Here is a 21,531-nt window from a genome sequence, read left to right as displayed (position 1 = left end):
CTGTGCTCGCCCGCCGCGCACTGCCTCCCATCCGGACTTTAACCGTCGGTCCAGGAATTTCACCTGGTCAACCGGCCGCTGGAAGCGACCGGGTCGCGGACTGTAACCGCCGGTTCGGACTTTCACCGACCCCGGAGTGCGCTGCTTCTGGTACAGGGCCAGTGTGCCACGCCTGCTCGGCACTCATAGGGGCAGCGGGTGTGGGGTGGATCACAGAGCGCCCCGGCGAATCCGGCCGCCACCGGACGGGGTTCCAACTCGTGGGCCCGTCACGGCTCTTGAGGTTGGTTCATACCTATTGACTTAATGGTCTAGTCCTCTTTAGGGTCTGCGCAACTTCCGTGGAGAGATGCCCCGCGGCGAGACCGGCCCGGCGGCGGTGACGACGGCCCTTGCCCGCCGCCGGGCCACCCCATCGCGCCCACCCGTGGTCGGGGCTGCCCTCCGCGGAGCCGCGCCCGGCCCGCGGACCCGGTCGGATGCCGCCGCGGGCTACCGCTCCGGTGGTCCGAACAGGTCGTCCTGGGCGCGGTCGCGGGCGGTCAGAAGCGCGCCGCGGAGCACGGCGCCGCCGCCCAGTGCGCTGGGCCGCACCTCGGTGGCGAGCGGCGACATCCGGGTGAGGCGGTGCTGGACGCGGGTGGCGAGGGCGTCGGCGCCGGCCCGGCCGATCTCGCCGGCCAGCACCAGGCAACCGGGGTCGAGGACGGAGACGACGGCGGCGGCGCCCAGGACGACCCGGTCGGCCAGCGCGTCCAGGAAGCCCTCGGCGGCCGGGTCTCCCCCGGGGGCCGACCGGCGTACCGCCTCCAGGACCAGCCGGGCCGCGTGCGGTCCGGGGCCGCCGGGGGGCGCCGTCAGCCCGTGCTGCGCCGCGAGGGCGGTCACCGCCGCCGCCCCGGCCACGGAGTGGAAGCCGCCGTCGCAGTCGGTGGCGGACGGCAGCCCCGAGGTGCCCGGCACCGGCATGAAGCCGATCTCGCCCGCACCGCCGGACACGCCCCTGCGCAGCGTGCCGTCGAGGACGACGGCGGCGCCGATGCCGAGGCCGAGCCACAGCAGGACGAACGTGTCCCGGTCCCGGGCCACCCCGTCGCGCTGCTCGGCCAGCGCGGCGAGGTTCGTCTCGTTCTCGACGCCGATGCGCGCCTCGGGGAACTTCTCCCGCAACGCGGCCATCAGCCGGCGGTGCCACTCGGGCAGGCCGGAGGAGTCGCGGAGTTCGCCGCCGGCCGGGTCGATCAGGCCGGGCGCGCCGATGCCGACGGTGTGCAGCCGGTCGGCGCCGGCCTCCTTCGCCGCCCGCTCGACCAGGCTCACCGCCTGCTCCACCGCGGGACCGGTGCCGGTGTCGTCGCCGATCGGCACGGACCCCTCGGCGAGCACCCGGCCGAGCAGGTCGGACACCAGCACGGCGACGCCCTCGGTGCGCACGTCGAGGGCGGCGAGATGGGCGCGGCCCGCGACGATGCCGTACAGCTTGGCGTTCGGGCCGCGGCGCTGCTCGCCCGACTCCCCCACGACCTCGACCAGACCGGAGGCGGTGAGGCGTTCGACGAGGTCGGCCACGGTGGGCCGGGACAGGCCGGTCAGTTGTTTCAACCGTCCTGCCGTCAACGGGCCCTCCCGCTGGAGCAGATGGAGGGCGAGCCGGTCGTTGATGGCCCGGACTGTGCTCGGGGATGCGGGCATGCCGGGATCCTTCCAGATCGGCGGCGCGGGGGCCCGCGCCGATAATCGCCTATCTATCAGGCAGGGTTCCTGATAGTTTACGCGACGCAATGGCGTCGAGCGGGGCGGCGGACCCGACGGGGGGTTTCGAAATGAGCACAGTGGTGTACGGACAACGCGAGGTGCGGCGCGCCCGGTACGCCGTGGCGGCCGTGTTCGCCGTGCACGGCGCCGTCACCGGCTCGTTCGCGACCCGCGTGCCGTGGATCCAGGACCACGCCGCGGTGAGCGCGGGCCAGTTGGGACTGGCGCTCGCGTTCCCGGCGCTCGGCGCGTCGCTCGCCATGCCGCTGGCCGGCAGCGTCAGCCACCGTTTCGGCGCCCGCACCGCCCTGCGCGGTCTGCTGGCCCTGTGGACGCTGGCGCTGGTGCTGCCCTCCCTCGCGCCGAACCTGCTCACCCTGTGCCTCGCCCTGTTCGCCTTCGGTGCCACCGCGGGCATGTCGGACGTGGCGATGAACGCGCTCGGCGTCGAGGTCGAGAACCGTCTCGACCGTTCGATCATGTCCGGCCTGCACGGGCTGTGGAGCGTGGGCGCCCTGATCGGCTCGGCGGCCGGCACGCTCGCCGCCCACCTGGGCACGGACGCCCGGCTGCACCACGCCCTGGCCGCCGCGGTGCTGACCCTGGCGGGCCTGGTCGCCTGCACCTGGGTGCTGGACCTCCAGCCCGCCGAGGACGAGGATCCGCCGCCGCGGTTCGCACTGCCGCCGAGGTCGGCGCTGCTGATCGGCGCGGTCGGGTTCTGCGCGGTGTTCGCGGAGGGCGCGAGCCTGGACTGGTCGGCGGTCTATCTGCGCGGCGAGCTGGAGACCTCGGCCGGTCTGGCGGCGGCGTGCACGACGGGATTCACGCTCACCATGGCGGTGGCCAGGCTCGTCGGCGACAAGGTGGTGGACCGCTTCGGCGCGGTACGCACGGTGCGGGTGAGCGGTGTGCTGGCCACCCTCGGCGGTCTGCTCGTCGTCGTCGCGGACCGTCCGGCGGCGGCAATGGCGGGCTTCGCGCTGATGGGCCTCGGGATCGCCGTGGTCGTCCCGCTGTGCTTCGCCGCCGCCGGCCGCGCCGGCTCCAACCCCAGCCTGGCCATCGCGGGCGTCGCCACCATCACCTACACCTCCGGTCTGATCGCGCCGAGCGCGATCGGCGGTCTGGCCGAGGCGACCAGCCTGGTGGTGTCGTTCGCTCTGGTGACCGTGCTGGCGTCCTGCCTGGTGGTGTTCGCGAGGGTGCTGCGCGCCGGTGACCGGAACCGCCCGAGGATCAGTGCGTCGAACGCGGAAGTGCCCGACCGCCAGTCCTGAAGGCGTCGGTCCACGACGCCGGGCGCGGCACTCCCGCCGGGCCGCGCCCCCGGCGGCGGCCGGGAACGCACTGGTCAGCGGGGGGGGGTGCGCGTCGGAGGACCGTCCGGTACCCCCGACAATGGTCCGGACAGTCCTCACGTACAGAGAGAGCGAAACCTCACCATGGACCTCGGCGTGCGCTGGAAGCTGCATGACGCTCATTCAAAAGCACACCGCGTGTGACGTGCAGGTATGCGCGCCCTGAACGTGCAGCGGCCCCGGTCCGTCTTTTGCGGAGACGAGAGACCGGGGCCGCGGCTGTCACCTCCCCCTGTGTGGGGCACGGGATCGGTGACGGCGGTACCGCACCCGTGCCGAGGGGAGCGGGATCCATTCTCCCCCTGACTCAGGGTCAATGAGTGCAGAGGGCATATTCGTCACGCGAAGCGCAGCGTATCGGCCGCCGTATCCGCGACGTCAGCGAGCAGCACGGCCTCACCCAAGAGCGCGTGTTTCTCTCCGTGCCGATGAACCGGGCCCACTATCAGGACGTTGAGGCCGGCCGGCGAACCCCACCTTGCGGACCGTGCGGCGTATCGCCTGCGCGATCGGCGTGCCTGTGGAAGAACTCGTGCGCATCACGTCGTGAGGACGCCCGGCGGGGATCGACGGGGGGAACGCTCACACCCGCCGGGCGCCCGTCTCATGGGTGCACCGCGAGTTCGTCGTCGAGGCTCACGAACGTGCACGCGTACAGCGACCGCACGAGCTGCGCCGCGACCACGTACGACAGTAGCGGCGACTCGAAGGTGATCGGCCCCTTCTCTGCGACGATCGGCCCGAGCCGGCTCGGCGTGTACCGGTTGCCGTACACCGCGCACACCTCGGACGCCTTCACCCGCACGGCGACGCTGCCCGCCCACAGGTGCGGGCACTGCTGCCGCGCGGCCCGGACACAGCGCAGGCACGTCGGCGGATGCGTCGTCAGCAGGTCCTCGGGCCACGTCGGGTAGTCGGCCCGGTCGTCTTCGAGCAGCCACAGCACGCCCCGGTCGTCCTGGTCGGCCGGCTCGCCGCACACCTGGCACAGCAGCTCCGCCATGGCGCGCCGCTGCCGTCCGCCGTGCACCTTGCCGTACAGCGGTTTCCCGGAGCCCGAGCGGTCGACGGTTCGCTTCCACAGCACCCCGCGGTCGTCTCGGTCGTCGGGCTGCTCGCCGGCGTAGCGGACCCCGCCGAACAGGCGCAGCGCGACGAGCGGCTCGGGCATGATCTCCCCCGACCACTGGGCGATGAACGGGACCGTTCGCGGCCGTTCGCGGCATGCCTTGTGGGTGTGCGTGGCCGGCAGGGCGCGCCCCTGCAGATCGCGGCGCGCGTGCCGCCTGAACGGCTGCCCGTCCTCGATCGGCAGATCGCAGATCGTGCAGTTCACCGCGCGGCACCCCCCGCTGCCGCGTTGCGCAGCTCGCACACCCGGCGGGCGAGTTCACCGACGTGGATCGCACCGGCGAGCGGCGCTGCCCCGATCTGATACTTCAGCGCGTCCTCGGCGTGGTCGGCTGCCTGAATGAGGGCGTACCACTCGCGGGAGCGCAGCGGCGCGGCATCGGCCTGCCGCTGCACGACCGGCACGAGCCGCTCGATCTCGGTGCGCAGCGCCTGGTCGAGTTCCTCAAGCCGGGCCATGGGCGGCAGGATGCCGGTCGCGCTGAGCGCTTCGGCGATCAGTCTGGTGACCTCGTCGGCGTCGACGGACTGTTGCGTTGTGCTCACCGCGCGGCCTCCGTCGCCCTGGCCGGCTGCGCGGGCACGAGCGCGGCGCGCAGGTGTGCGAACAAGGCTTCGGCCTCGGCGCGGGACATGACGAGCGGGGCGTCGCTCCGGTGCTCGTCGAGGTCGTAGAGGGCGACGGGCACGCGGATCTCGCCGGTTGTGGCATCGCGGGTGGGCGGCTCGTCGCGGCGCAGCGACGCGTGTAAGCGGGCAAGGCTGCACATGGGGACCCCCGGGCGGTAGTCGGTGGAGGGTCACCGTAGAGCCACTACCGACCGGTAACGGGGACAGTCTGTCCCCCTGTCCCAGCCTGTCCCCCTTGCTCAACTCCTCAACTCGCCGTCGGCACACCGATCGCCTCAGCGAGCCGGCTCGCCTCGGGCCGCATCGCCCGCGGTGCGTGCCGCCAGAGGTCGGCGGCAACCGAGCGGGCCGACGGGGTGTACGCGACGGTCTCGGCGCCGATCTCGTACGCCATCTGCATCGTCTTGAGTGCGGCTGTGCGCTCGCCGCGCTGCAGGTGCCCGCGGGCAACCTCGACCCACAGCCGGGCGCGGCGCTCTATCGACGGCATGGCATCGGGGTCGATGTCGTCGGCGAGGCCGATCGCTCGAGCGCTCTTGCGGAGATCGCAGGCCACGCTCACGGCGTGGAAATCGACGTTGGCGCGGCCGAACACGGTCGACGGGTGCACGTAGGTTGCGGGCAGGGACTTTGCGACGTGGTCGCCCTTGTCCCAGTACCGCCACGCCGTCCCGTCGTGCCCCTCACGGGCCTCGGTCACCGCGGCGTGCAGCTGCAGCGCGCCGTAGATGCCCCGCCAGTCGTCGGGGGCGTCGTCGAGGTGGGGGCGGATCAGTTCGGCGGCCTCGACAACGACGCGCAGCGCCTCGTCGGGATACGCCGTCTCCCGCAGGATGTTGCCCAAATTCCAGGCGGCGGCAGCTATCGCGGCCGGCTGGTCGGCGTCCTGCGCGGCGGTGAGCGCCCGGTCGGCCACCACCCACGCGAGTTCGGCGGGGGCGACGTAGGCGGTGGCCTGGCCGGTGAGCCGGTATACGTCGGACAGGGCGACCAGGGCGGCCCGCCGCTCGGCTCCGTCGAGGGCGCGGACCGCTGCTTCGGCGTCGCGGATCAGGTCGGGCAGCAGTGCGCCGACCTCGGTGCGGTTGTGCTCGGAGGTGTGCCACAGGCGCCAAGACTGGTCGACGCGCCCCTGCAACACGGCCGGGTCGGTGTAGCGGGCAGTCGGCGGAGCGATGGACATGGGCCGGTTCATGACGGCGGCCCAAACGTCGGGCAGTACGGGGTGTGCGAGCCGGCCGGACGGTACGGGCTGCGAGGGGCCGCTGCTGCCGGCGATCGCGGACAGGTCGGAGAGCTGCAGGGCAGCGCCGAGCCGCATCAGCATGTCGTGGGAGCGCAGCTCACGCTCGCCTGACTCGATCTTCTTGAGCCAGTCGGGGCCGCGGCCACACATCTGCGCGAGGGCGGCGCGGGTGAGCCCGCGGGACTCGCGGAGCATCCGGATTCGCTCGCCGCTGCTGAGTTCGTCGGACGTGTCCATGGCGCTCCGTTCGGGTGAGGGGTGCCTATCGCCAGAGTATGGCGGGCGTCAACGCCTGCCCCCGGGAACGGCGAAAGCGCCCCTGCCCGGCCAGTGGCCAGACAGGGGCGTGATGTTCATACGATGCGGCGGCGTTCGGCGGGCAGCGCGAGCGGGCCCGCCGACAGGCCCGGGTCGGGCTGTTCGGGCTGCGGTGCGCCGGTGCGGCGGCAGACGAGCGCGTCGGGATCGTCGGGCGGCGCCTGCAAGCTGTACCCGTCCGGGCACGTCTGCCCGTCGCGACCGTCCTTGCCGTCGGCCCCGTCCTTCCCCGCCGGGCCCGCTGGCCCGGCCGGCCCCTGCGGCCCCTGCGGCCCCTGCAGACCGATCGGACCGGGCGGACCGGGCGGACCGGGCGGACCGGTGACCGTCGCCCCCGGCTCGCCCGGCGCACCCTCGTCGCCGCCCTCGCCCGCCGGACCGGGCGGGCCAGGTGACGGCGACGGGGCGTCCTCTCCCGGCTCCCCCTTCGGCCCGCGCGGACCGGCCGGGCCCGGGATCGGCACCGGCACCGGCACCGGCACCTCGGCACGGTCGGGCAAGTCCTCGACCGCACTCGCCGGGTCCGGTGCCGCCGGCGTCTTCCCCTCGGATTGCACCTGCTGCCGCAGCACCTGCACATCACGCGCGAGGGTCGACACGGCGTCGCCGCGTTTGTTCGCCTCGGTAGCGAGAGCTTCCGCGCGGCCCGCTTCGGCGGCATCACGGTCATCCTCTACGGCATGATCGGCCTGCTCGGCGCCCAGATCTGGATCAACGCCAAGGTGGACCTGCGCAATCCGCTCAACCTGGTGCCGGCCGCCGCGGGCATCATCATCGGCGTCGGCAACGTCAGCATGGAGTTCACCGACACCTTCTCCCTCAGCGGCATCGCGCTCGGCACCGTGGTCGTCATCACCGGCTACCACGCGCTGCGCGCCTTCGCCCCGGCCCACCTCAAGACGCGGCAGCCGCTGCTGGACGAGGGGACGTCCTCGTACGACACGAAGGGCGGGGGCGGCGGGGGGACTCAGCGCGCCAGGTCGTAGGCGTACGACGGTGTGAAGGTGCCCGGCGCCCCCTTGCAGCCGTCCGACTCCCCCGGCAGCTTCACCCACAGGTAGGCGTCGATGCGCCCCATGCCGGTGCTCAGGGTCGGCGCGCGGCCGAGCTTGCGGCCGTCCGGGTCGCACCACTCGCCGTCGGGCGGGGCTCCGTTGCCGTTGCGGCTGGTGTCGATGACGGCGCCCAGGCCCGCCGGGCCGCCGAGGGCGTCGAGGACCGCGCGGACGTAGGCGACCTCGTCGGCGGTGGTGTGGAAGTTGGAGACGTTGCTGAAGACGCCGTCGGAGGAGTCGGCCGAGCCGGCGCCGGCCTGCTTCAGCCAGCCCGCCTGCTTGGCGGGCGCGTGCCAGCCGGAGTGGCCCGCGTCGAAGTAGACCCGGGCCAGGGGGTTCGCCGCCTTCATCACCCGGCCGGCGCGGGCCAGGGAGGCGAAGCGGTCGGCGCGCTCACCGGCGGACAGGCACTCGGACTGGGCGACCGAGTCGGGCTCCAGGACGACGATGACATCGCCTGAGCCGAGCCCGGCGGCGAACCGGTCGATCCAGCTGTCGTAGGCGTCGAGGTCGGGCGCCCCGCCCTCGGAGTGGCCGCCGCAGTCGCGGCCGGGTATCGCGTACGGCACGACGACCGGCACCCGCCCCTCGGCGGCGCCGCCCGAGGTGACGGCGCGGACCCGGGAGGTGATGTTGTCCGGCGTGTAGTCGGCGAACCACACGGCGGCCGGGTGGCCGGCTATGCGGGACGCGATGACATCCTGGCGCGGGTCGTCCGGATGGGCCCGGACCCAGTCGAGGACCTGGGACTCGGAGTACCGGAAGAGCCGGGTGGAGGCCGCGGTGGTGACGGGCTTCTTCCGCTCGGACGTGTGCTCCGGCGAAGGCGCCGGATCTCTCCTCGTCGCCGAGGGAGAGGGCGGGGCGGAGACCGGGGGCGGCGCCGACGGGGACGGGGACGGCACGAGGTGCAGCGGGTCCGGCCGCGGCGACCACGTCACCTCCGGCCGCGCCTCGTCCACACCGCTCCCGTCGTCGCCGAGGGCGCTCAGCATGCCGGTCACGGTGCCCACCGCGACCACGACGGACGCCGCCACGACCATCGCGCCGCGGCGGGCGGCGCGCCTGCGCTCGGCCCTGCGAGCGGCCAGACGCCGGGCACGAAGACCTGACACGTACGGTTCCCCCTCCCCCGCACGGCGGGCGCGTTCCCCCGTTTCGGGGAAGCGTCGGCCCACCGGCACTGCCGTCAGCCTAAAGCTGCGACCCTGCCGCCATGGCCCACTGCGAACAAGTCCCGACGGCCGTCCGGACGGTGGACACGGTCCTGACCCGGATGCGCGCCCTCGACACGGCGCTGCCCGCCCGGGACGGGGTGGCGGTCTTCAACCGCGTCTGCCTGGCCCTCGCGGAGGCGGCCGCCGGGCAGGTCGACGGCGGCCGGAGCACGGCGGCCGGGGCCGCGATCGCGCTGGACGTGCGGCTCGCGCGGCGGTATCTGGCCGCCGTGGAGGCGGAGGAGGAGGGCAGCCGGCCACCGGCCTGCTGGCGGCCGCTGTTCCAGTTCCGCCGCCATCCCGGCGTACGGCCGCTGCAGTTCGCGCTGGCGGGCGTCCATGCGCATGTCGGCCACGATCTCGCGCTGGCCGTGGTGGACAGCTGTCGTACCCTCGGCTGCGAACCCGTCGACCTGGAGGACGAGTTCGACCGGGTGGCCGACCTCCTCGGATCGCTGGAGGAGCGGGTCCGCGACGAGCTGACGCCGGGGCCCGACCTCCTTCGCATCGCCGACCCGCTGACCCATCTGCTCGGCGCCTGGAGCCTGGAGCGCGCCCGCGACGCCGCCTGGGCAGCGGCCCGCGCGCTGTGGGCGTTGCGCCGAGTGCCCGATGTCGCCGGGGAGTTCACCGAGCGGCTGGACTCGGCGGTGGGCTTCGCGGGCCGGCTGCTGCTCATCCCGCTGCCGGACTGATCCGGCCGGTTTCCTCGACGTGCGCGCCCCGAACTCCCGCGGGACAGCTGTACGTTACAAGCTTGGGCAACATCGCACCCCGACTGCGAAGGAGCACCCGGACATGGCGACCAGGCTCGGACTCGGCCTCCCCCAGATGCGGCAGTACGACCTCGGCAAGGATGTCCCCGACGTGGCCCGCGCGGCGGAGCGGACGGGCTACGAGAGCCTGTGGGTCTTCGAGCGGGCCCTGTTCCCCGAACCCGCCACCCAGGGGCTCTACGGCATCGAGGGCCTGCCCTGGCCCGACGCCTACCGGAGCGTGGCGGAGCCGCTGGTCACCCTCACCCTCGCCGCCGCGGCCACCGAACGGGCCCGGCTGGGCACGAGCGTGCTGGTCGCCCCGCTGCACGTCCCGTTCCAACTGGCCAAGGCGCTGGCCTCGCTGGACGCGGCGAGCGGCGGCCGGGTGCTGGCGGGCTTCGGCACCGGCTGGTCCACCGACGAGTACGCGGCGGCGTCCGTACGGCCGTTCGCCGAGCGCGGCCCGGCCCTGGACGAGCTGATCGAGGTGTGCCGCGCGGTCTGGGGACCGGACCCGGTGGTGTACGAGGGGCGAACCACGAAGATCGCGTCCGCGGTCGTCGGGCCCAAGCCCGCCCGGCCGATCCCGATCCTGCTGGCGGCGAGCAGCGGCAGGGCCCGGCGCCGGCTGGTCGACCACGCCGACGGCTGGCTGCCGACGGGCGTCGGCGCCGAGGCCGTGGCCGAGCAGTGGCGGCAACTGCGGGAGCTGGCCGCCGAACGCGGCCGTACGGAACCGATCCGCACGGTGCTGCGGGCCAACGTCCGCCTGCACGCGACGCCCCGGGCCGCCGCCGGCCGGCAGCCCTTCCAGGGCGACGTTGACCAGATCGTGGAGGATCTCGCCGCGCACGCCGGGATCGGCCTGGAGGAGATCCTCCTCGACCTCCAGAGCACGGCGCGGGACGCCGAGGAGCTGAAGGATGTCGCCGCCGAGGTGTACGAGAAGGCACGGGCGGCCGGGGTCTGAGACCTCCCGGACCCTGTGGCCTCCCAGTCCTTTGGCCCTCTGCTCCTCTCAGTCCTCCGGGAGTTCGACCGGCGCGATCTCGTCGTACACGTCACCGGGACCGGGGTTGGCCGCGTCACTCTCGCCGCCGAGGTGGTGCATGACGCCCCAGACGGCGTTCAGCGCGGTCTGGACGGCGCCCTCGGCCCAGCCGGCCGTCCAGGAGATGTCGTCGCCGGCGAGGAAGATGCCCCGCCTGTCCTCGGGCAGCCCGTCCTGCACGAAGTGCGTGAACAGGCGCCGCTGGTAGCGGTAGTGGCCGGGCAGGTTGGCCTTGAACGCCCCCATGAAGCAGGGCTCGTTCTCCCAGGAGACCGTCACCGGGCTGCCGATGACGTGCTTCCTGATGTCGACATCCGGGTAGATCTCGCCGAGCGACTTCAGCATGACCTCCATCCGCTCGTTGGCGGTGAGCGGCAGCCACTTCAGACTGTCGTCGCACCAGGTGTAGGAGAGGCAGATGACGGCGGGCCGGTCGGGGCCGTCGTCCAGGAGGTAGGTGCCGCGGGTCATGCGGTCGGTGAGCGTCATCGACATGACGTCACGGCCGGTCGGGTTCCCCCTGTCGTCGACGGCCCTGTCCAGCCAGAAGGGCCGGTCGACGGGCACGAAGAGCTTGCTGGACTCCATGTAGTGGGTCCGCTCGATGGCGGTCCAGTGGTCGATCGGGAAGAGCGACTCGTCGCAGGCGATCTTGGAGAGCAGCATCCAGGACTGGGCGGTGAAGACCGCCGCCCGGTAGGTGCGGATGTCGCCGTCGGCGTCGGTGACCGTGATCCGGTTGCCGGCGGTGCGGTTCAGCCGGGTCACGGCCGGGCGGGGTTCGCCGGCCGTGTGCAGGCACTTCAGCGAGGTGCCGTGGGGCCAGTGGACGATCTTCTGCGGCTCGCGCTCCCACAGCCTGAGCGGCAGTTGCTGGGAGCCGCCGACGATGCCGCGGTGGTGGTCGTCGGCCTCGGTGTAGACGACGCGGAGGATCTCCAGGACGGAGTTGGGGAAGTCGGTGTCCCAGCCGCCCGTGCCGAAGCCGACCTGGCCGAAGATCTCGCGGTGCCGGAAGGACTTGAAGGCCTCGGAGTCGCAGAGGAAGCCGTAGAAGGTCTGGTTGTCGAGCTTCTCGACCAGTCTCGCCCAGATTTCGCGGATGCGCGGGATGTCGCGCTCGCGCAGGGCGCGGTTCATGCCGGAGAAGTCGGCGCCCTCTTCGAGGCACCTGGCCCAGGCGTCGGCGACGTCCCGGTAGACCCGCGGCAGGTCGTCGAGCGTCTCGGCGTAGTGCGACTCGCCCTTGAGGTCGACGACGGTCGAAGGGGTGGCCTCGGAGAGGGGGTTGGGGAAGGGCCGGGTCTCCAGTCCCACCAGGTCGATGTAGTGCTGGAGGGCGGTGGAGGAGGGCGGGAAGCGCATCGCGCCCATCTCGGCCCGCAGCGAGGGGTCGCAGCCGTCGAAGCCCACGGTCCGCAGGCGCCCGCCGATCTGGTCGGCCTCGTAGACGACGGGCTTGAGGCCCATCTTCATCAGTTCGTAGGCGGCCACGATGCCGGACAGGCCGCCGCCGATGACCGCGACCTCGGTGCCGTGCTCCGTCGCGGGTACCTGGCCGAGCCCCGCCGGGTGGGCGAGGAAGTCGTCGTACGCGTACGGGAAGTCCGGCCCGGACATGGTGATCGGCGGCTGCCGCTCGTCTGCGTGCTCGATCGCGTTGGGCACCGTGGACGTCATGGGGTACGGACTCCTTGCACAGGTGGAACGGGGTGTGGGGCTCAGGCGAGGGAGCCGTAGAGGTGGGGCCGGCGGTCCCGCAGATACGGGTTCGCCTCGCGGGAGGCGGCGAGGAGCGCCGGGTCGACCTCGCCGAACACCAGCTCCTCGGCGCGCCCGGCCCTGGCGCGGGCGGTCCCGTCGGGCCCGGCGAGGGTGGAGAGGCCGACGAACTCGAACTCGCCCTCGCGGCCGACGCGGTTGACGTACGCGACGTACATCTGGTTCTCGAAGGCCCGCACCGGCACCAGGGAGGTGGCGACGAACTGGAACGGGTGCGGCTGCGCGGTCGGGACGAGCAGCAGGTCGGTGCCGGCCAGGGCGTGGGCGCGGACGTTCTCCGGGAACTCCACGTCGTAGCAGATCATCAGGCCGACGGTGATCCCGTCCAGCTCGGCCTGCACGACCGGGAGGTCGCCCGGTGTGAAGTGGGCGCGCTCGAACCGGCCGAAGAGGTGGGTCTTGCGGTAGCCGGCGAGGCGGCTGCCGTCGGCGGAGACCAGCTGGACGGAGTTGAAGACGCGCTCGCCGTCCCGCTCCGGGTATCCGTAGGCGACCGCGAGACCGTGGCGTGCGGCGATCTCCGCGACGGCGTCGGCGAAGGCGCCGTCGGCCCGTTCGGCGAGGACGCCGATGTCGTCGCCGATCGCGTACCCGGTCAGGAACAGCTCCGGGGTGACCAGGAGCCCGGCGCCCGCCCCGGCGGCGCGGCCCGCGGCCTCGTCGAGGACCGCGAGGTTCCCGGCGACGGATCCGGGGCGGCCGGAGTTCTGGAGCAGGGCGGTGCGCATGCGTGTTCCTGACCGGTGGGAGGGGGTGCGGGCGGGGCCAGAGAGACGCTACGGCCGGCGGACTCGACCGGACAAGAAGGACCTGTTGCGCACCGGTGGGCGAATCGTTGCGTCCGCCGGAGGCGTCCCGGCGATTCGTTGCGCGCGGACGCGAAGGACGCGGGGTTACCCGGGGGAGCCCGAGGAGAAGCGTCGCAGCAGCGGTGAGAGCACCAGCACGGACTTGGTCCGCTCCACGAACGGCTCCCCGGCGATCCGCTCCAGGACCCGTTCGAAGTGCCGCATGTCGGCGGCGAAGACCTGGGCGAGCGCGTCCGCCTCCCCGGTGACGGTGGAGGCGGCCACCACCTCCTGGTAGCGCTCGAGGCCCCGTTGGATGGTCTCGGGCGAGGTGTTGCGGCGGCAGTGGATCTCGACGAAGCCCTCGGTCTGCCAGCCGAGTGCGGCGGGGTCGACCCGGACCGTGAATCCGGTGATGGCTCCGGTGGCGCGCAGCCGGTCCACGCGCCGTTTCACGGCGGGCGCGGAGAGGCCGACCGACTGCCCGATGTCCGCGTAGGAGCGGCGGGCGTCCTCGGCGAGGGCGTGCACGATGCGTTCGTCGAGATCGTTCAGCACTGCGGGCGGTTCACTTCACTTCTGAGGCGTCTGGACTGCTGTGGCGTCCGGCGCGGCGGCCGGGGCGGCGGTGGCCGCACACGAAGTAGAACACGGGCCCGGCCGGTCGGCCGTCCTGGCCGGCGTCCCGGTCAGTGGCCGTCCGGCTCGCCCGCGACGGCCCGTGCCTCGGCCGCGTCCGCGGCGTCGAACCCGATCTCTCCGGGCCTGCCCCGGGCTGCCTCCTGGCCCTCGATCCAGCGCAGGTGGGCCTCCCAGGCGGCCTGCTTGCTGGTGCCGAGCGCGGCCCCGATCTGCGACCAGGAGGCGCCGGCCTCCCGGGCCGCCCGGACGGTCAGCTGGCGCCCGTAGGCGGCCTTGCGGGCCACCACCTCGCTCAGGGCGAGCAGTTCGAGGAGCTGGGTGCGGTCGAGGGCCTCCGCGTCGCCGCCGTCCCCGGCCAGGGACTCGCGGACCCGCAGCTCGTCGAGGCGGGCGACGGCGGTCAGCAGGGTGTGCTGGGGCTCGATGCTCTGCGGTGTGGTCACACGCCCAGCCTCGCGTCAGGACTGCTTGACGTCAAGCAGTCCTGACGGCGTCGAACCGGGCGGTCAGCTCCAGCTGGCGTGCAGCGGCTGGCCCTCGGCGTAGCCGGCGGCGCTCTGGATGCCGACGACGGCCTTCTCGGCGAACTCCTCCAGGGAGGCGGCACCGGCGTAGGTGCACGAGGAGCGGAGGCCGGCGATGATCGAGTCAATCAGGTCCTCGACGCCGGGGCGGGCCGGGTCGAGGAACATCCGGGAGGTGGAGATGCCCTCCTCGAACAGCGCCTTGCGGGCCCGGTCGTACGCCGACTCCTCCGAGGTGCGGTTGCGCACCGCGCGTGCGGAGGCCATGCCGAACGACTCCTTGTAGGGGCGGCCGTTGGCGTCGTGCTGGAGGTCGCCCGGGGACTCGTAGGTGCCCGCGAACCAGGAGCCGACCATGACGTTGGACGCGCCGGCCGCGAGGGCCATCGCCACGTCGCGCGGGTGGCGGACGCCGCCGTCGGCCCATACGTGCTTGCCGTACTTCCTCGCCTCGGCGGCGCACTCCAGGACGGCGGAGAACTGCGGCCTGCCGACGCCGGTCATCATGCGGGTGGTGCACATGGCGCCCGGTCCGACACCGACCTTGACGATGTCGGCGCCCGCCTCGATCAGGTGGCGCACGCCCTCGGCGGAGACGACGTTGCCCGCGACGACCGGGACCTGCGGGCCGAGGTCGCGCACCAGCCTGACGGCGCTGATCATCGACTCCTGGTGGCCGTGCGCGGTGTCGATGACGAGGGTGTCCACGCCCGCGTCCAGCAACTGCTTCGCCTTGCCCGCCACGTCGCCGTTGATCCCGACGGCGGCGGCGACGCGGAGCCTGCCCCTCGCGTCGGTGGCGGGGGTGTACAGCGTGGCACGCAGGGCGCCCTTGCGGGTGAGGATGCCGGCCAGCCGGCCGTCTTTGTCCACGGCGGGCGCATAGCGGCGGTTGGTGGTGTCGAGGGTGTTGAAGGCCTCGCGCGGGTCCATGTCCGCGTCGATGAGGACCAGGTCCTTGGACATGACCTCTTCGAGCTGGGTGAAGCGGTCCACACCGGTCAGGTCGGCGTCGGTGACCACGCCCACGGGCTTGTCGTCCCCGTCGACGACGACCCCGGCGTTGTGCGCGCGTTTGGGCAGCAGGGACAGGGCGTCGGCGACGGTCTGGTGCGGGGCCAGCACGATCGGGGTGTCCAGGACGTGGTGACGGCTCTTCACCCAGGCGACGACGCCGGTGACGACCTCGATCGGGATGTCCTGCGGGATGACCACGAGGCCGCCCCGCCGGGCCACCGTCTCGGCCATGCGGCGGCCCGCGATGGCGGTCATATTGGCGACGACGAGCGGAATGGTGGTGCCCGTGCCGTCCGGGGCTCCGAGGTCCACGCCCTGCCGGGAGCCGACGGCGGAACGGCTCGGCACCATGAACACGTCGTCGTACGTCAGGTCGTACGAGGGCTGGATGTCATTCAGGAAACGCACGTGCTGCACATCCCAGTCGATCAGAAGTGGCCCCCTGACAGGTCAGCCAGGGGGAAAGAGCACGTACTTCATTGTCCCACGGCCGGGGCGCCACAACCCCGGGGCGGATCATCCAGGACGGCCTGCACCCTCCTTGGAGGAATCTCCAGGGCCGAGGGCGACGAAGAGCCCCGGGCCGCGGTCCGTCGCCTCGGCGAAGATCTCCTCGGCGACGGCCCACTCGTCCGGCCGCTCCCGCGCGTAGGCGCCCCAGCCCCGCACGAGGAGCAGCAGGCCCCGGTCCGCCGCGCCCTCGGGCCAGACGGAGGGGTCGGCGAGGGAGTCGGCGAGCGCGTCCCAGTTCCGGCCGAACCAGTCCGGCAGTGCCAGGTCCCGGGCGCAGCGGTCCATCAGGCCCGCCTTGTCCGTGACCCCGTCGAGATCCAGCGTGACCACGAGCCGCCCCGCGGAGTCCTCGGTCATGTCGCGCCCTTCCCTTGGTCCGTCCGTTCCGATCACGGTGGTGACGACCCGTCAGATTCCGTCGGGGTCCGTCCGGTTGAGTGTCGACTTCGGAGCCGGGCCGGCGGTCATCAGGTAGTCCGCGGCCGACGTGTCCGTCACCAGGCTGGTGACGAGACCGGAGCGCAGCACCGCGTCGATGGCCGCCGCCTTGCGCTGTCCGCCGGCGATCGCCACGACCTCCGGGATGCGGCGGAGCTGGTCGGCCTTGACCGTGATGCACCGCTCCCCCAGGTCCCGCCCGACCCGGCGCCCCTCGGCGTCGAAGAGGTGCGCGGACATCTCGGCGGCGACCCCGAGCGAGGCGTAGTGCGCGCGCTCCTCGTCGCTGAGCATGTCGTGCACCGTCGAGATGCCCGGCTCCCAGGAGCCGATGGAGACGCAGGCGACCGTGACCTTGTCGAAGTACTCGAAGGCCCGAGCGATCCCGGTCTGGTGGCGCAGCGCCTCGGCGGTCGCCGCGTCCGGCAGGAGCATCGGCGCGTAGATGGGGTGCGCGTCACCGCCGGAGACCTGTGCCGCGCGGCGCACGGCCTCCACCGAGCCGCGCTCGGCGGTCCCGGCGTCGTACACACCGGTCAGCTGCACCACCGTGCACGGCGGCAGCCGGTCGAGCGCCGCCGCCATGTGGATGGTGGACCGGCCCCAGGCCAGGCCCAGCACATCGCCCTCGTTGAGCAGCTCGCCGAGCAGGTCGGCGGCCACCTCCCCCAGATTCTCGGGGTCGGGTGTCTCCTCGGCGTCGGCCGGGGACTCCACCACGACGGCGTGTCTGAGGCCGTAGCGGGCCCGCAGGGCGTCCGAGCGCTCGGCGTCCAACTCGGCGGGCACCCGGATCTCGATTCGTACAAGGTCCCGCTCAAGGGCGGTCTCGAGGACCCTGGCCACCTTGAAGCGGCTGACGCCGAACTCCTCCGCAATCTGGATCTTGGACTTGCCCTCGAGATAGAAGCGGCGGGCCATGGCCGCCGCCTGGACCAGCTCAGCGGGTCCCATCCGCATGGCTGAACGGCCCGCCGACATACCCGACACGGCGTTCTCCTCACTGCTGTTCACACTCTGGATTCGCCGTTCATCCTTGCAGATTCGGCGCGCTTGATCAGCCCTGATGGGAGCCGTTCACGTTCTGGTACCTCAGTGGTCGCACGCCCAGGACGCCTTGGCGGTCGCCGCGTCGGCCTGGTTGCGCAATGCACGTACCGCCTCGGCCGGGTCCAGGGCCCCGTACACGGCGGAGCCCGCGACGAAGACGTCGGCGCCCGCGTCGGCGCAGCGCTCGATCGTCGACGCCGACACCCCGCCGTCGACCTGGAGCCACAGCTCCAGACCGTGCTTCTTGATCAGCTCACGGGTGCGCCGGATCTTCGGAAGCATGATGTCCAGGAAGGCCTGCCCGCCGAAGCCCGGTTCAACCGTCATGATCAGCAGCATGTCGAGTTCGGGGAGCAGGTCCTCGTACGGCTCGACCGGCGTCGCGGGCTTCAGCGCCATGGACGCGCGGGCGCCCTTGGCCCGGATCTCCCTGGCCAGCCGCACCGGTGCGGCGGCGGCCTCGACGTGGAAGGTGACGGAAGCGGCGCCCGCCTCCACGTACCGGGGCGCCCAGCGGTCGGGGGCCTCGATCATCAGGTGGCAGTCCAGCGGGGTGTCCGTCGCCCTGGCCAGCGACTCCACGACCGGTACACCGAGCGTGAGGTTCGGGACGAAGTGGTTGTCCATGACATCGACGTGGAGCCAGTCGGCTCCCTCGACCGCCTCGGCCTCGTCCGCGAGGCGGGCGAAGTCGGCGGACAGGATGCTGGGGTTGATCTGCGCGGCCATGCTCCCAAGACTGCCATGCCCTCCGGGGGTGGGCGGGCACGGGGCCTGGGTGGACGGGGTCGTTCTTCGGGCGCGGGCCGTGCGTGGTCGCCCCCGCGGTTCCCCGCACCCCTTCGGGGCGCTCCCGGGCAGCGGTGGCACCGTCACCCGGTCCGGCGTACGAGCGCCAGGTACATCGCGTCGGTGCCGTGCAGATGCGGCCACAGCTGTACGTCGGGACCCTCGCCCAGGTCCGGCACGCCGGGGAGCAGCGGGCGGGCGTCGAGCAGCTCGGTGCCGGGGCGCTGCTTGAGGACGTCGGTGACGACCGCGCGGGTCTCGGCGAGGTGGGGCGAGCAGGTGGCGTAGGCGACGACGCCGCCGACCCGTACCGCGTCCAGGGCGCCGAGCAGCAGCCCGCGCTGGAGCGGGGCGAATCCGTCCAGGTCCTCGGGGCGGCGCCGCCAGCGCGCCTCGGGGCGGCGGCGCAGGGCTCCCAGGCCCGTGCACGGTACGTCGACGAGGACGCGGTCGAAGCTGCCGGGCCGCCACGCGGGGCGGGTCCCGTCGGCGGCGATCACCTGGTACGGCCCCGGATTCCCGGCCAGCGCCCTGGCCACGAGCCCGGCCCGGTGCGGCTGCTTCTCGGAGGCGAGCAGGAAGGCACCGCGCTCGGCGGCCAGCGCGGCGAGGAGCGCGGCCTTGCCGCCCGGCCCCGCGCAGCCGTCCAGCCAGCGCCGGTCCGGTCCCTCCAGCGGCGCGTTGGCGAGGGCGAGCGCGACGAGCTGACTGCCCTCGTCCTGCACGCCGGCGCGGCCCTCGCGCACGGCCTCGACGGCCCCGGGCTCCCCGCCCTCGCTCAGTCGCACGGCGTACGGCGACCAGCTCCCCGGCACGGCGGCCTCCTCGCCGAGCAGCTCCTCGCGGGTCGCCCTGCCGGGGCGGGCGACCAGCGTGACCTCGGGCCGTTCGTTGTCCGCGGCCAGCAGCTCCTCGATGCCGGCCCGGCCGCCGCCGAGCGAGTCCCACAGCGCGGAGACGACCCAGCGCGGGTGCGAGTGCACGACGGCGAGGTGGTCCTCGGGGTCCTCGTCGTAGGGCGGGGCGACCCGCTCCAGCCATCCGTCGAGGTCGTCCCGCGCCACCTTGCGCAGCACGGCGTTGACGAACTTGGCCCGCCCGTCGCCCAGCACGACCCGTGCCAGCTCCACGGAGGCGGACACGGCGGCATGGCTCGGGATCCGCGTCCCGAGCAGCTGGTGCACGCCCAGGCTGAGCACGTCGAGCACGGGCGGGTCGACCTCCCGCAGCGGCCGGTCGACGCAGTCGGCGATGATCGCGTCGTACGTCCCCTGCCGGCGCAGCGTCCCGTACACCAGCTCGGTGGCGAGAGCCGCGTCCCTGGCGTCGAAGTCGTCCCGCTCCCTCGCCCTGCGCAGCAGCGGCGGCAGCACGAGGTTGGCGTACGCGTCCCGCTCGTCCACGGCCCTGAGCGCCTCGAAGGCGAGGATGCGGACGGGGTCCTTCTGGGGTCTGCGGTACGGCTTGCCGGGTTTGCGGGGACGACGAGGCTGCTCGCTCACGAAAAAGGTGCTCCGGGTGTGGGGTGAAGTGCGTCCACCAGCGTACGCCGGGCCGGTGAGCGGCTGCGCGGAGGTCAGTCCCCGAGCAGCTCGCCCTCGGTGATCCGGGCCCCGCGCGCCCAGTCCGCGGCCCGCATCGGCCTCTTGCCCTGGGCCTGCACCCACAGCAGCTCGACGGCGTGGGATCCGGTGCCGACGTACACGTCGTTCTTGCCGGCGGCGAGCCGCCCCGGGGCGAGGTCCGTGCGGCCGGGCGCGGGGAGGGCCTGCACGAGCTTGAGCCGCTCGCCCCGGAAGGTGGTCCAGGCGCCGGGGGCCGGGGTGCAGCCGCGCACCACCCGGTCCACGCGCAGCGCCGGGGCGGCCCAGTCGACCCGGGCGTCCTCGACGGTGATCTTCGGGGCGAGGCTGACGCCCTCCTCCGGCTGCGGTACGGCCTTGACGGCGGCGTCCTCGATGCCGTCCATGGTGGCGGCGAGCAGCCCGGCGCCGGCGAAGGCCAGCCGGGTCAGCAGGTCGCCGCTGGTGTCGGTGGGGCGGATGGTCTCGGTGACCGTCCCGTAGACGGGGCCGGAGTCGAGGCCCTCCTCGATCAGGAAGGTGGAGGCGCCGGTGATCTCGTCGCCCGCCATGATCGCGTGCTGCACGGGAGCGGCCCCGCGCCAGGCGGGCAGCAGCGAGAAGTGCAGGTTGACCCAGCCGCGGGCGGGCACGTCGAGGGCGACGCGGGGCAGCAGGGCGCCGTAGGCGACGACGGGGCAGCAGTCGGGCGCGATCTCGCGCAGCCGCTCCAGGAACCCGGCATCGCGCGGCTTCGCGGGCTTGAGTACCTCGATGCCCGCCTCCTCGGCCCGCTCGGCCACGGGAGAGGCGACCAGCCGGCGCCCGCGCCCGGCCGGAGCGTCGGGCCGCGTGACGACGGCGGCCACCTCGTGGCGCCCGGAGGCGATCAGGGCGTCCAGGGCGGGGACGGCGACCTCGGGGGTGCCGGCGAAGACGAGCTTCATGGGTGGGACGGGCCTCTCGGGCGGGGACGGATGCGGGCGACGCACCAGTCTAAGAGCCGGGAGGCGACGCGGAGCCGCCGAGGCGCGGCACCCCCACACGAGAGCCCGGCTTCCCGGCCGACCGCAAACGGGGGGGTGCGCGGGTGGAAAACCCGAGGCCGAAGGCCGAAGGAGCACCAACCGAGCCGAGGGGCGCACGCATATGCCCCCGCGCCCCCTGCCCGTGACCAGCGGAGCGCCCACGCGTTGGTCAAGAAAGAGTTGACCACACCGGGCCGCCCGTGCGGCCCGATTCCTTTCAACGCCGGTTCGAGAGGCTTGTTCATGGCCGACCACGCAACCCACGACGCCCAGGCTCGGGCCAGCCTGCACTTGCTGGTGCGGGACATCGAGCGGGTCCGCCGGCAGGTGGACGCACTGCGCACCCTCACCGCCCAGCTGGGCAATGTCTACCGTCCGCGCCGCTCCGGCCCCTCCACGGGCTTCGTCGTCTACGGACGCGCCCCCGCCCCGACCGTCCGTCTCGCCCAGGAGCTGCGGGACAGTGTCGAGACCCTGGTCACGGCCGCCGTGGACTTCGACCGTTCGCTCGGCTTCTCGTGGGACGCGGTGGGCTCCGCGCTCGGCGTCACCAAGCAGGCCGTGCACCGTCGCTACGGCACCCGCCGCGCCGCGGCCCAGCAGGCGTCCGCCGCCGAGAACCCCGAGCACGCGCCGGAGCCCGGGAACACCCGCGCGGTCAACGTGGGCCCCGGCCTGCCCACCGTCCCCGCCGTCCCGACCGTCCCCGCCGCCCGTTCCATGCCGACCCAGCCGACGGCGGGCAGTCCGGCCCTGCGCGAAGAGGTCCGGCCCACCGCCTTCCCCGGCCCGCGCAACGGCTGATCCCCACCCGGCCGCGACCAGCCACGGCCCACCGGCCGGCTGCCCTCCCGCCCCGCCCGGACGGGCAGCCGG

Annotated in this window: 21 protein-coding genes, 1 pseudogene and 1 riboswitch; of the genes and pseudogenes, 5 read left to right on the top strand and 17 right to left on the bottom strand. The window is 73.4% G+C overall.

Annotated elements, in window-relative coordinates; genetic code table 11:
• Window positions 1-13 precede the first annotated feature (13 nt).
• A riboswitch (FMN riboswitch) is annotated at window positions 14-144 on the bottom strand.
• 348 nt (window positions 145-492) lie between these two features.
• Window positions 493-1,692 carry an ROK family transcriptional regulator gene (locus tag AC4IHM_RS27820; protein WP_490869714.1) on the bottom strand — a complete coding sequence of 400 codons (1,200 nt, stop codon included), beginning with the start codon at window positions 1,690-1,692 and terminating at the stop codon, window positions 493-495.
• Window positions 1,693-1,823: 131 nt separating this feature from the next.
• Between AC4IHM_RS27820 and AC4IHM_RS27815 the strand changes: the two genes are divergently transcribed.
• On the top strand, window positions 1,824-3,035 hold the full coding sequence (locus tag AC4IHM_RS27815) for an MFS transporter (protein WP_490869713.1): 1,212 nt from the start codon (window positions 1,824-1,826) through the stop codon (window positions 3,033-3,035).
• Window positions 3,036-3,720: 685 nt separating this feature from the next.
• Here the strand turns inward: AC4IHM_RS27815 and AC4IHM_RS27810 are convergent.
• From AC4IHM_RS27810 to AC4IHM_RS27790, 5 genes are all read right to left on the bottom strand, one after another.
• A complete protein-coding gene (locus AC4IHM_RS27810; protein WP_490869712.1) occupies window positions 3,721-4,452 on the bottom strand; it encodes a hypothetical protein in 732 nt (243 codons plus the stop codon).
• Entirely contained in the window at window positions 4,449-4,793 is a 345-nt protein-coding gene (locus tag AC4IHM_RS27805) for a DUF6415 family natural product biosynthesis protein (protein ID WP_490869711.1), read from the bottom strand. The genes AC4IHM_RS27810 and AC4IHM_RS27805 overlap by 4 nt, the downstream gene beginning before the upstream one ends.
• Window positions 4,790-5,017, bottom strand: a complete 228-nt coding sequence (locus AC4IHM_RS27800; protein ID WP_490869710.1) for a hypothetical protein — start codon at window positions 5,015-5,017, stop codon at window positions 4,790-4,792. Before AC4IHM_RS27800 ends, AC4IHM_RS27805 begins: the two co-directional genes overlap by 4 nt.
• A gap of 107 nt (window positions 5,018-5,124) precedes the next feature.
• Complete coding sequence (locus AC4IHM_RS27795; protein WP_490869709.1) at window positions 5,125-6,360, bottom strand: helix-turn-helix domain-containing protein; 1,236 nt, start codon at window positions 6,358-6,360, stop codon at window positions 5,125-5,127.
• 116 nt (window positions 6,361-6,476) lie between these two features.
• Window positions 6,477-6,941, bottom strand: a complete 465-nt coding sequence (locus AC4IHM_RS27790) for a hypothetical protein (protein ID WP_490869708.1) — start codon at window positions 6,939-6,941, stop codon at window positions 6,477-6,479.
• Window positions 6,942-7,094: 153 nt separating this feature from the next.
• Here AC4IHM_RS27790 and AC4IHM_RS27785 point away from each other — a divergent pair.
• Window positions 7,095-7,427 (top strand): annotated as a pseudogene (locus AC4IHM_RS27785) (nitrate reductase); the annotation flags it as partial.
• On the opposite strand, the gene AC4IHM_RS27780 reads toward AC4IHM_RS27785, so the two are convergent.
• On the bottom strand, window positions 7,409-8,539 hold the full coding sequence (locus AC4IHM_RS27780) for a glycoside hydrolase family 6 protein (protein WP_490870960.1): 1,131 nt from the start codon (window positions 8,537-8,539) through the stop codon (window positions 7,409-7,411). The pseudogene AC4IHM_RS27785 and the gene AC4IHM_RS27780 sit on opposite strands and share 19 nt — an antisense overlap.
• Before the next feature lie 173 nt (window positions 8,540-8,712).
• On the opposite strand from AC4IHM_RS27780, the gene AC4IHM_RS27775 reads away from it, so the two are divergent.
• A complete protein-coding gene (locus AC4IHM_RS27775; RefSeq protein WP_490869707.1) occupies window positions 8,713-9,408 on the top strand; it encodes a DUF5995 family protein in 696 nt (231 codons plus the stop codon).
• A 103-nt stretch (window positions 9,409-9,511) separates the two neighbouring features.
• Entirely contained in the window at window positions 9,512-10,441 is a 930-nt protein-coding gene (locus AC4IHM_RS27770; protein WP_490869706.1) for an LLM class F420-dependent oxidoreductase, read from the top strand.
• A gap of 48 nt (window positions 10,442-10,489) precedes the next feature.
• On the opposite strand, the gene AC4IHM_RS27765 is transcribed toward AC4IHM_RS27770, so the two are convergent.
• The 10 genes from AC4IHM_RS27765 to fmt all read right to left on the bottom strand — a co-directional run bounded on the left by AC4IHM_RS27765 (window position 10,490) and on the right by fmt (window position 20,574).
• A complete protein-coding gene (locus AC4IHM_RS27765; protein WP_490869705.1) occupies window positions 10,490-12,202 on the bottom strand; it encodes a flavin monoamine oxidase family protein in 1,713 nt (570 codons plus the stop codon).
• A 41-nt stretch (window positions 12,203-12,243) separates the two neighbouring features.
• Complete coding sequence (locus AC4IHM_RS27760) at window positions 12,244-13,032, bottom strand: carbon-nitrogen hydrolase family protein (protein ID WP_490869704.1); 789 nt, start codon at window positions 13,030-13,032, stop codon at window positions 12,244-12,246.
• Window positions 13,033-13,197: 165 nt separating this feature from the next.
• Window positions 13,198-13,650, bottom strand: a complete 453-nt coding sequence (locus AC4IHM_RS27755; RefSeq protein WP_490869703.1) for an Lrp/AsnC family transcriptional regulator — start codon at window positions 13,648-13,650, stop codon at window positions 13,198-13,200.
• A 131-nt stretch (window positions 13,651-13,781) separates the two neighbouring features.
• Window positions 13,782-14,177, bottom strand: coding sequence for a hypothetical protein (locus AC4IHM_RS27750; RefSeq protein WP_490869702.1), 396 nt, complete (start codon window positions 14,175-14,177; stop codon window positions 13,782-13,784).
• Window positions 14,178-14,240: 63 nt separating this feature from the next.
• Entirely contained in the window at window positions 14,241-15,683 is a 1,443-nt protein-coding gene (locus tag AC4IHM_RS27745) for a GuaB1 family IMP dehydrogenase-related protein (protein WP_490869701.1), read from the bottom strand.
• A 108-nt stretch (window positions 15,684-15,791) separates the two neighbouring features.
• Window positions 15,792-16,145, bottom strand: coding sequence for a barstar family protein (locus tag AC4IHM_RS27740; protein WP_490869700.1), 354 nt, complete (start codon window positions 16,143-16,145; stop codon window positions 15,792-15,794).
• 51 nt (window positions 16,146-16,196) lie between these two features.
• Window positions 16,197-17,240, bottom strand: a complete 1,044-nt coding sequence (locus AC4IHM_RS27735) for a sugar-binding transcriptional regulator (protein ID WP_490869699.1) — start codon at window positions 17,238-17,240, stop codon at window positions 16,197-16,199.
• A gap of 78 nt (window positions 17,241-17,318) precedes the next feature.
• Window positions 17,319-18,005, bottom strand: coding sequence for a ribulose-phosphate 3-epimerase (gene rpe / locus AC4IHM_RS27730; protein ID WP_490869698.1), 687 nt, complete (start codon window positions 18,003-18,005; stop codon window positions 17,319-17,321).
• Window positions 18,006-18,148: 143 nt separating this feature from the next.
• Entirely contained in the window at window positions 18,149-19,567 is a 1,419-nt protein-coding gene (locus tag AC4IHM_RS27725) for an RsmB/NOP family class I SAM-dependent RNA methyltransferase (protein ID WP_490869697.1), read from the bottom strand.
• A 74-nt stretch (window positions 19,568-19,641) separates the two neighbouring features.
• Window positions 19,642-20,574, bottom strand: a complete 933-nt coding sequence (gene fmt, locus AC4IHM_RS27720) for a methionyl-tRNA formyltransferase (RefSeq protein WP_490869696.1) — start codon at window positions 20,572-20,574, stop codon at window positions 19,642-19,644.
• Window positions 20,575-20,898: 324 nt separating this feature from the next.
• Here fmt and AC4IHM_RS27715 point away from each other — a divergent pair, with 324 nt between their 5' ends.
• Window positions 20,899-21,459: a hypothetical protein gene (locus AC4IHM_RS27715; protein ID WP_490869695.1), complete on the top strand. Its 561-nt coding sequence runs from the start codon at window positions 20,899-20,901 to the stop codon at window positions 21,457-21,459.
• Window positions 21,460-21,531: the final 72 nt, after the last annotated feature.

It is taken from the genome of Streptomyces sp. SL06, assembly GCF_058244745.1.
This window is presented reverse-complemented; position numbering and strand designations above follow the sequence as displayed.